Annotated in this window: 8 protein-coding genes and 3 pseudogenes; 9 read left to right on the plus strand and 2 right to left on the minus strand. The window is 58.0% G+C overall.

Annotation, left to right across the window (positions count from 1 at the left end):
* Window positions 1-349: pseudogene (locus tag A3764_RS14280) on the minus strand (hypothetical protein); the annotation flags it as partial.
* Between the two features lie 226 nt (window positions 350-575).
* On the opposite strand from A3764_RS14280, the gene A3764_RS14285 reads away from it, so the two are divergent.
* From A3764_RS14285 to A3764_RS14315, 7 genes and pseudogenes are all read left to right on the plus strand, one after another.
* Window positions 576-1,460 carry a recombinase family protein gene (locus A3764_RS14285; RefSeq protein ID WP_067921655.1) on the plus strand — a complete coding sequence of 295 codons (885 nt, stop codon included), beginning with the start codon at window positions 576-578 and terminating at the stop codon, window positions 1,458-1,460.
* Window positions 1,461-1,753: 293 nt separating this feature from the next.
* Window positions 1,754-2,899, plus strand: a complete 1,146-nt coding sequence (gene repA, locus A3764_RS14290; RefSeq protein ID WP_161487189.1) for a plasmid partitioning protein RepA — start codon at window positions 1,754-1,756, stop codon at window positions 2,897-2,899.
* On the plus strand, window positions 2,889-3,812 hold the full coding sequence (locus tag A3764_RS14295) for a ParB/RepB/Spo0J family partition protein (RefSeq protein ID WP_067921651.1): 924 nt from the start codon (window positions 2,889-2,891) through the stop codon (window positions 3,810-3,812). The genes repA and A3764_RS14295 overlap by 11 nt, the downstream gene beginning before the upstream one ends.
* A gap of 204 nt (window positions 3,813-4,016) precedes the next feature.
* Window positions 4,017-5,150, plus strand: coding sequence for a helix-turn-helix domain-containing protein (locus A3764_RS14300; RefSeq protein ID WP_067921649.1), 1,134 nt, complete (start codon window positions 4,017-4,019; stop codon window positions 5,148-5,150).
* A gap of 113 nt (window positions 5,151-5,263) precedes the next feature.
* Window positions 5,264-5,962 (plus strand): annotated as a pseudogene (locus A3764_RS26025) (DNA-binding protein); the annotation flags it as partial.
* 188 nt (window positions 5,963-6,150) lie between these two features.
* Window positions 6,151-6,405, plus strand: a complete 255-nt coding sequence (locus A3764_RS14310; RefSeq protein WP_236628200.1) for a type II toxin-antitoxin system prevent-host-death family antitoxin — start codon at window positions 6,151-6,153, stop codon at window positions 6,403-6,405.
* A complete protein-coding gene (locus A3764_RS14315) occupies window positions 6,398-6,814 on the plus strand; it encodes a hypothetical protein (protein WP_231017891.1) in 417 nt (138 codons plus the stop codon). The genes A3764_RS14310 and A3764_RS14315 overlap by 8 nt, the downstream gene beginning before the upstream one ends.
* A 28-nt stretch (window positions 6,815-6,842) precedes the next feature.
* Here the strand turns inward: A3764_RS14315 and A3764_RS14320 are convergent, their stop codons facing one another.
* Window positions 6,843-7,136 carry a hypothetical protein gene (locus A3764_RS14320; RefSeq protein WP_067921643.1) on the minus strand — a complete coding sequence of 98 codons (294 nt, stop codon included), beginning with the start codon at window positions 7,134-7,136 and terminating at the stop codon, window positions 6,843-6,845.
* A 338-nt stretch (window positions 7,137-7,474) separates the two neighbouring features.
* On the opposite strand from A3764_RS14320, the pseudogene A3764_RS26030 reads away from it, so the two are divergent.
* Both A3764_RS26030 and A3764_RS14325 read left to right on the plus strand, forming a co-directional pair.
* Window positions 7,475-7,684 (plus strand): annotated as a pseudogene (locus A3764_RS26030) (hypothetical protein); the annotation flags it as partial.
* A gap of 45 nt (window positions 7,685-7,729) precedes the next feature.
* Window positions 7,730-8,112, plus strand: a 383-nt coding sequence (locus tag A3764_RS14325) for a transposase (protein WP_201722436.1), incomplete at its 3' end; no start/stop codon positions are given.

The raw sequence follows: 8,112 nt of genomic DNA on the forward strand, positions 1-8,112 counted from the left end.
GGTCTTGGCTGATGCGGTCACCGGTGTGCCAGCTCAAATCTGCGGCCTCCATCAGCGCAAGCCGATGCCGCCATCCTTCCGGTCCGCGCTTCAACCGGTCATCCAGCGCGCCGACGCGACCGGCCACACGGGCAAGACGCGCGGCCTGCCCGCCCTCTGCCTTCCGCCATTCGTCGAGGACCTCGGTTTCACGCGGTTCGGCCCGTGGTCCCGGCGGCAAATAGTCCGGCTCGTCGTCCATCGGACCGGGCAGAATCCACAGGTCGTCCTCAGACGCCTGTTCGACCTCCTCAGCATAAATGCCGAGCGCGTCGGATTCATCATACAATGCGGGGGTTCCAGGCCTCATATGCGCAAAATACAGCTATTTTGAGCTTTACCCAAGGGTTTTATCAGAGTGCGTTTGTACACCTTACATAGCACGCGCGCGCGATGGTCCGCGAGACCTCCCTGATCGCGCTCTGCGTATGGAAACCAAGGGCTTTCTGATGAACAGCGCCACAGAGCGCGCCCTTGCATTCATTTACAAACGGTCGTTTAATGACGCTATATGAAACTGCAAAAATATTGTTTTGATGCCCCTGATCGGTTATGCCCGCGTATCTACCGAGGATCAGACCCCCCTGCCCCAGTCGCAGGCCCTGAAATCTGCGGGTTGCGCCGAAATCTATGAAGAGCACGCCTCAGGCGGCAATCGCGCGCGGCCGGTGCTTGGGCGAGTGTTGGAACGCATCGGCAAAGGCGACACGCTGGTCGTCGTGCGGATTGACCGCCTCGCGCGATCCCTGTCGCATTTGCTGGAGGTGATCGAGCGGCTGGAGGCCAAGGGTGCGTTCTTTCGTTCCATTCAGGACCCGATCGACACCGGATCCCCGCAAGGCAAGTTCACGCTGCAGGTCTTGGGCGCTGCGGCCGAGTTCGAGCGCGCACTAATCCGGGAACGGACGAAGGCTGGCTTGGCCAGCGCACGCACAAAGGGCCGCGTGGGCGGAAACCCCGGACTGCGGGCCAAAGACCCTGCCGCTCTTCGCAAGGTGCGGTTGGCGCGACAGGACGGCTACATTGAGCGTCTGAACGAGACGGCACAGGACTGGGTGCCCCATGTGCGTCGGTTGCGCCCCGACTTGGCCTGGGAAGACGTGGTGCGCATCATCAACGGCCCCCTGCCCGAGGCGCGTCGCTGGACCCAAAGCCGTCTCTTGCGCGCCGTGAAGGCCTATGTCCGCGACGGCTTCCTGCCCGAAACAGTTTTAGCCCGCGCCGGCCGCCGCGAAACCGATGACCGCCTGCCCGCCATCGTCGCCGCCATCAAGGGCGCGGATCCCGGCATTAAGCTCCAAGCGATCTGCACCCGGCTGGAAGCGATGCGTGAGCGCACGCCCCGCGGGCGGACAAGCTGGCAGCCTTCGTCGGTGAAGATGCTGCTGGAGCGGGCCGAGAGGCTGGGGTTGCTCGACTGAGATCCCGGAGAATCGTCCATCCGATTCTGCCGACTGAATTCTCTACGCACTCACAATACATCTTGTGGTCACTTCGCAACTGGCAACGAGGTGTTGAAGTAAAGTGAGAGCGCAGTCGCCCAAGACGCTGATTTTTAACAGTTTACCGTCGACAGAAATGGGTGCCTTCAACGCCCTCAGGCCGCTCAACGGTTTGGTCTGGATTTATCCACAATATCTGTTAAGCTTTGCAAAACAATAAAGACTTGAGGGCAGTGATGAACGGGATACGGGCCTCCCAGAGATTTGAAGTCATGTCCAAGCGGCTTGGTAGTCGGTTGCGTGAACATGCGCAGGAAACCTTCCCACCGGACGCTCAGAAGGGCCTCCGCCGCTTCGCCATGAGGGAAGCGGCTGAACTTCTTCGCATTAATCAGAATACCTTCCGCCATCATGTGTCAAACCTCGAAGGCTTCCCCGAAGGTGTTCTGGAGGGCGGCAACCGCCGTAGCTTCTCTGCAGAGGAGATGGTCGAGGCACAACGCGTACTTCTCGAGACTGGAAGGATCAAGCCAGAAGAACACCCGCACAGAAGACCGGGAGAGGCTTGTCAGGTCTTGACGATCTTCAACCTGAAGGGTGGTTCGGCAAAGACGTCATCTGTTGCCCATGTAGGACAACTACTGGGTCTGCGCGGCTACCGTGTCTTGCTGATCGACCTCGACAGCCAGGCAAGTCTGACAAACCTGTTCGGGGTTACTCCCGAGCTCGATCCGGATATGCCGACTTCATACGATCTTATCCGATCCGACGATCCATTACCCGCAACAGAGATCATTCGCAAAACGAACTTTCCGACCGTGGATCTGATCCCGGCATCCATGGACATCATGGAGTACGAGTTTGAGGTCGCCCTGAGCTTCAGACACGGCGCCACCACGTTCCATAGCCGCATCCGGGAAGCGCTTGAGCCCGTCCTCAACCGATATGATGTGGTGATATTTGACACCCCACCGCAGCTGAACTTCTCGGTGATCTCTGCCCTCTTTGCATCGACCGGGGTCCTGATCCCACTCAACGCGTCGATGCTCGATGTCATGTCGCTGGCGAGCTTTCTGGGCATGGCGAGCAACCTAATGGGCGTCGTCGAGGCACACGCTCCGGAACATGGACTGAACTTCGTGCGAGTTCTGATCACACGCTACGAAAATACGGATGGTCCGCAGGTGCAGATTTCGTCTCTGCTTCGGACAGTCCTCGGGGATGCCGTGCTTTCTGCCGAGTTCCTGAAATCAACAGCCGTGGGTGATGCTGCGAACACCCAGCAGAGCATCTTCGAGGTCGAACCTCGCGACGTGAACCGCAGAACTTACGAGCGCGCGATCGAGTCCGTCTCGCGCGTGACCGACGAAGTCGAACGCGAAGTCCTGAAAGCATGGGGGCGTAGCCATGGCACGTAAGGTCTTCGGGGACTCACTCAAGAACGCGATGGGCAAAACGCCGCCTTCAGACGACGATCTGGATATGAAACGGACGAGCCCGACTGTAGCTCGCGCTCAAGCATCTGTGCTCGAAGAGGATAAACACGCCACGCGGCTGATCGACCCGACCGCCATACGGATGTCCGCGGTCATGGACCGCATCGATCCAAGCGATGGTCTGGATGAGCTTGTCTCGTCGATCCGCGAGCACGGTCAAAAGGTTCCAGTACTGGTTCGCCGAACCGAAGACGGTGCGCTTGAGATCGTCTATGGACGCCGTCGGCTTCTCGCTTGTCGCCAACTTGGTCAGAAAGTGCGCGCCACGGTCATGGAGATGACCGACGAGGAAGCTCTCATTGCCCAAGGCGTAGAGAATAATGCGCGCCAAGATCCATCATTCATCGAAAGGGCTCTGTTTGTCGCCGGGATCATTCGAGAACTTGGGAAAACCGACGAAACGCGCAAGAACGCTCAAACGATCGCGTATCGGGCACTTCAGATCGATGAATCGCTCGTCTCGCGGATGAACCGTATCGCTACGGGCATCCCGATGGAACTGATCCAGGCTATCGGACCTGCACACGGCGTTGGTCGACGGGTTTGGGAAAAGCTTTTCAGGCTGTGCGAGAAAGACGTCGCGAGAGCCCGAGAAGTTGCCGGCACAATCCCTCGCAACATACCGGCCCCCGACCGTCTCGAAGCGGCGGTCACCTTGCTGACAGCCACCAAACCATCGACGCAGAAGACGCACCCCAGTGAGCGCGTGAAGATCGGCCGAAAGGGCAACCGTATCACCATCGATGTGGACGCTGATCTTGTCCCTCGTGTTGAGGAGGCAGTCCGGAAGCTGGTCACGGAGCTTCTTGACCGCGGTCAAGACGGGCCAGAGTGACGACCCCCGTGTCTTGACCGCGGTCAAGACATCAAAAGCAACGAGCAGAAAACGAAAGGAGGACCGGCTAGAAAAAGAAAGACCCCCCGAAAGCGATGCTTCCGAAGGGCCTCAATCAGTCTCGACACCTGATTGATACCCCCAAAACGAATCGATTTCAACACCGCTCGCGGTGAACGGGGAAGCTTTTTCTTCCGAAACACCATGAGACATGCAAATGAAACAACAACCGCCCTGGCGGAACGGACGTCTCTACCCTGCCCTAACCCCTATGAGCTTCTGGGCCCAGTTCGCGTACTGAGGAAGGAGCTCGGCCTTACAACCAATGACCTCGCCGTTCTGACCGCGCTCATTAGCTTCCTACCCCGCAAAGAACGTGAGATTCAGGACAGCCAGCGACTTACGCTCACTGTCGTGTTCCCATCGAACGCTTCTCTATCAGAGCGCGCCAATGGACTCGATGAGAGAACAATTCGACGCAGCCTGGGACGCCTCTCAGCTGCTGAACTGATCGAGCGCAAGAATTCAGCAAATGGCAAACGCTTTCCGCTGCGGTATGGAGGCGTTATCAGAGATGCCTTCGGTATCGACCTGAAGCCCTTGATCCAGAGGTACGGCTCACTCGCGACACAAGCCTTGCAGCTCACCGAAGAACGCGAGCGCTTGCGCTCACTGAAGGCTGAGGCGTTGGCCCTACGTGCTTCGCTACTCCAACAGACACGCTTCGATGAAGCAAAGCTCTCTACCCTCAACATGATCAGAAATGTCCTGCGTCGAGCAACATTAACCGTTGATGCAGTGCTGAGCGTTATCTCAGAACTTAGGGCCCTCGGAGCCGATACCGACGCAAGCTACGGTGAACACCATGCCGCGGCAAACGCTGGTACCGCAGATAATTTACAAACTATCGAACACCGACCTGATACACCAGATTCCAACGATCTGCCCGCCACAAACGGTCAGAATGTCCGGCACATAGAGTCTATAAAAAAAGATATTAAAAAGATTGTTCCCACTACGGTCAATCACGGTGAACAAACCGCACAAACCAAACCCACGATGAACCGAGACCCAGCACGCATGGCATGGGAAGACTTCACCCACGTTGCGGGATTTTTCCCAGAACCGCCGCGCACGGGAGAAGCCCTCACCCGCATTCTATACGACCTCGGTCGATTGCTTAGAATAAGCCAAGACGAACTGCGGCATGGGATCCAGAAAGCTGGTGCAGGAAAACTGCTCCTCGTTTTCGACTACCTGATAGCAAGAGCAGACACGATCAAACACCCTGACGCTTATTTTGAAAGGGTTCTACGCACACAACTTGCTCCCACATGAACTTCTTGACCGCGGTCAAGAACCACCATGAGAGGGAAAGGAGTGTTGGTTTGAGGGTGACCGGAAGTGAGATCGGAAAAGTGGCTTCCGACGCTTGCCGTGGAGAATATCTGATGACCAAAACTGTCCAGAAAATCACCCTGTCCCCGTCCCGGGATATCCCTTTCGAAAAAATGATGTTGAGGCAGTCCAACGTGCGGCGCATCAAGGCCGGCGTGTCCGTCGAGGACATCGCTCGCCGCGGCCTCATGCAGAGCCTGAGCGTGCGGCCCGTGTTGGCTGACGATGGTACTAAAACCGGCAAGTTCGAGATTCTGACCGAGGACGATTCCCTTGCGGAAACATGCAGAGCGACGCGCTGCACCCGTTCGACCAGTCCTGCGCGTTTGTGTCCCTGCCTGACAAGGGTCAGACCGATGCTGCATGACCTCTTCCAGGGCGATGGCGACAGTTCGCTCGAGGACCTTGCCTTGTTCGATCGGCTGGTGACAGAAAAACTCAAGGCCCAGGCTGAGACGGTTGCGGTTGAGGTCTGGAAGTGGATCGAGGTCGCACTCGACCTGCCCTACGGCTACAGCCACGGCCTGAGGTCCTTGTCCGGCGATCCGGCACCTATGCCGGATGACGAAGCTACGGCCAATGCTAAGCTGCTCGAGGAAGAATACTCGAGTCAGGATGAAATCCCCGACGAGATCGACACGCGGCTTGGCGTGTCGGAAACAGAGGTGGAAGAGATCGAGACCCGGCCGTTGTTCTTCGACGCAAAGGAAATCGGACGGGAAGGGGCGTTCGTCACGTTCGACCGCTACGGCGCGCTGGTAGCCTATCGCGGCTACGACCACCTGACCTCGGACGAGTCCATTGAAGACGGCAACACCGCCTATGAGTACACCTACACTGAGACCGTGCGGCGGTTCGGATGACACATGGAAGGGCTCAACCCATCTCTTGCAGAATATCCAGAATGTATGTATATTCTGGACAAATGGAGACCCTGATCATGAATGAGCTTCCCGAGTTCAAGGCGGCCGACCTGACGCGGCACACAAGTGACCTGTTTGACGCGGCCATTCGCTCGCCGATCGCGATCACCAAACATCGCAAGCCGAAATTCGTGCTCATGAGCATGGATCAGTATCAGCAGCTCGCGCGGGGGGCCACTCAACAAGCTCATATGGTTGACGAGATGCCCGAGGGTCTCAAGGCGCTGATGATAGAAGGGCTCGAGCGGGACTTGACGCAGGCAGATGACTAAGCCGAGTGCTGGAGAGGTTTTCCGCTATCCGTTCCTGTGGAAACGCGAACAGATGGCGGGCGAGACCGAGGGCCGCAAGACGCGGCCTGTCTGTATCGCCGTCACTGTTGCCAAGTCCGATAGCGAGACCGTGGTGTTCATCCTGCCGATCACCACGCAGCCGCCCTTGCCCTCGCGCAAGTTCATCGAGGTGCCACAGATCGAGTCGCAGCGCGTGGGGTTGGAAACCCATGTTCGCAAATGGGTCATGCTGGACGAGATCAACACCGATATTCTGGAGCGGTCCTATGTCTGGGAGGACCGCACGCCCATCGGCACGTTCAGTTCAGTATTCACATCCAAAATCCAGTCCAGCCTGATCGCGCTTGCCAGGTCGGGTGGTGCATCCGTTGTCGATCGGCTGAAGTAGTATCGATCACCGCAGGGTCAGCCCAGCTTCACTTGTTCCCGTCGATCCACTTCGACATCAGCCCCTTGTCGCGGAAACACTCGTCCGGCACAGTGCGGCGTTTGATGCGGGCGAGGCGCTCGGCAAAAGCGACCTGCTTAGATGTCGGGCGGCTATCCTGCGCGCCCGGGGTCAGCTTGGCTTGTGCGTCGATCCAGGCGCTCAAGGAGCGCCGATCTTGCTGAACCTCCCACGGCAAAAGCGTCTGGTTGCGCAGGGCCAGTGAGCGCGCATAGGCAATCTGCTTGAGCGTCGCGGGCAGGGCGTAAGTGGTGCTTTCCATCGGGGATCTCCCTTCTTAGCGTGGTTCCTAAAATAGAACATAACAGGAACAAAATCAAGCCACCTGCGGAAATCATGGGGTTTGAGAGGAAGAGGAGGGCCGGGGAAGGTCAGGCCTTTGGGGTGCCCGAAAGAGGGTGTCCGGGCCTGACCCTGTTCCTCAGTGGGGTCTGCCATCGGAAAGTGCAAGATCCTAGGCTTTCATGAGCTTCGCATTCAACATTCTCCGGCATCAGTTCCCCAAAGAGTGAAAGTGTCCTTCGGGTTTTGTGACTGACGGATGAGGGCCTTTGGGGTCCCTCAGATGGGTCCGGGCCGGGTTCCGGTCTGCCATTTCTGATGAAGGACATTCCAATGCAAACAGGTTTCTTGCGCGTGTTGCGCGCGACCGCTGCCTCGTGGTGGCGACACAAGGAACTACGCCGAACCGGTCAGCTGGGGCAGGCACGGCGGCGCGAGCGGGAGACTGTCCTGCGTGATCTCGGGTATTTGAAGCAGGCCGCGTCATTGCCAAACGCGCATGTCATCTGCGGAGAGTGTCCGACCTTTTGTGTATGATTGATCCGGTTCATGCTTCACCAAAAGGAAGCATGCATGACCATCTCGAAAGAAATCCTGGACGAACTGCTTAAGGGCGTTGATCGCCCTGAGGACCTGCTCGGCGATGCCGGGCTGATGAAAGAGCTGAAGATCAAGCTCATGGAACGGATGCTGGGTGCTGAACTGACCGCGCATCTTGGCTATGAAGAGGGCGAAAGCGCGCCGCCGAGCCAACCCAACCGCCGCAACGGCACATCGACGAAAGTGCTGAAGGGGCAGGACGGGGAATTGCCGGTAGCGATCTCCCGTGACCGCGACAGCAGCTTCGAGCCGGAACTGGTGAAGAAGGGCCAGACCCGGATCGACGGTATGGATGACAAGATCATCGGGCTCTACGCCGCCGGTCTGACGGTGCGGGACATCCAGGCGCATCTGCT

This window comes from Sulfitobacter sp. HI0129, assembly GCF_001635395.1.
Classification (GTDB): Bacteria; Pseudomonadota; Alphaproteobacteria; order Rhodobacterales; family Rhodobacteraceae; genus Sulfitobacter.

Bases quoted from the DNA above. Each gene is read 5' to 3' on its own strand.
- A3764_RS14285 (WP_067921655.1), top strand. From the start codon at position 576: ATGCCCCTGATCGGTTATGCCCGCGTATCTACCGAGGATCAGACCCCC.
- A3764_RS14300 (WP_067921649.1), top strand. From the start codon at position 4,017: ATGAGACATGCAAATGAAACAACAACCGCCCTGGCGGAACGGACGTCT.
- A3764_RS14295 (WP_067921651.1), top strand. From the start codon at position 2,889: ATGGCACGTAAGGTCTTCGGGGACTCACTCAAGAACGCGATGGGCAAA.
- A3764_RS14310 (WP_236628200.1), top strand. From the start codon at position 6,151: ATGAATGAGCTTCCCGAGTTCAAGGCGGCCGACCTGACGCGGCACACA.
- A3764_RS14315 (WP_231017891.1), top strand. From the start codon at position 6,398: ATGACTAAGCCGAGTGCTGGAGAGGTTTTCCGCTATCCGTTCCTGTGG.
- repA (WP_161487189.1), top strand. From the start codon at position 1,754: ATGTCCAAGCGGCTTGGTAGTCGGTTGCGTGAACATGCGCAGGAAACC.
- A3764_RS14320 (WP_067921643.1), bottom strand. From the start codon at position 7,136: ATGGAAAGCACCACTTACGCCCTGCCCGCGACGCTCAAGCAGATTGCC.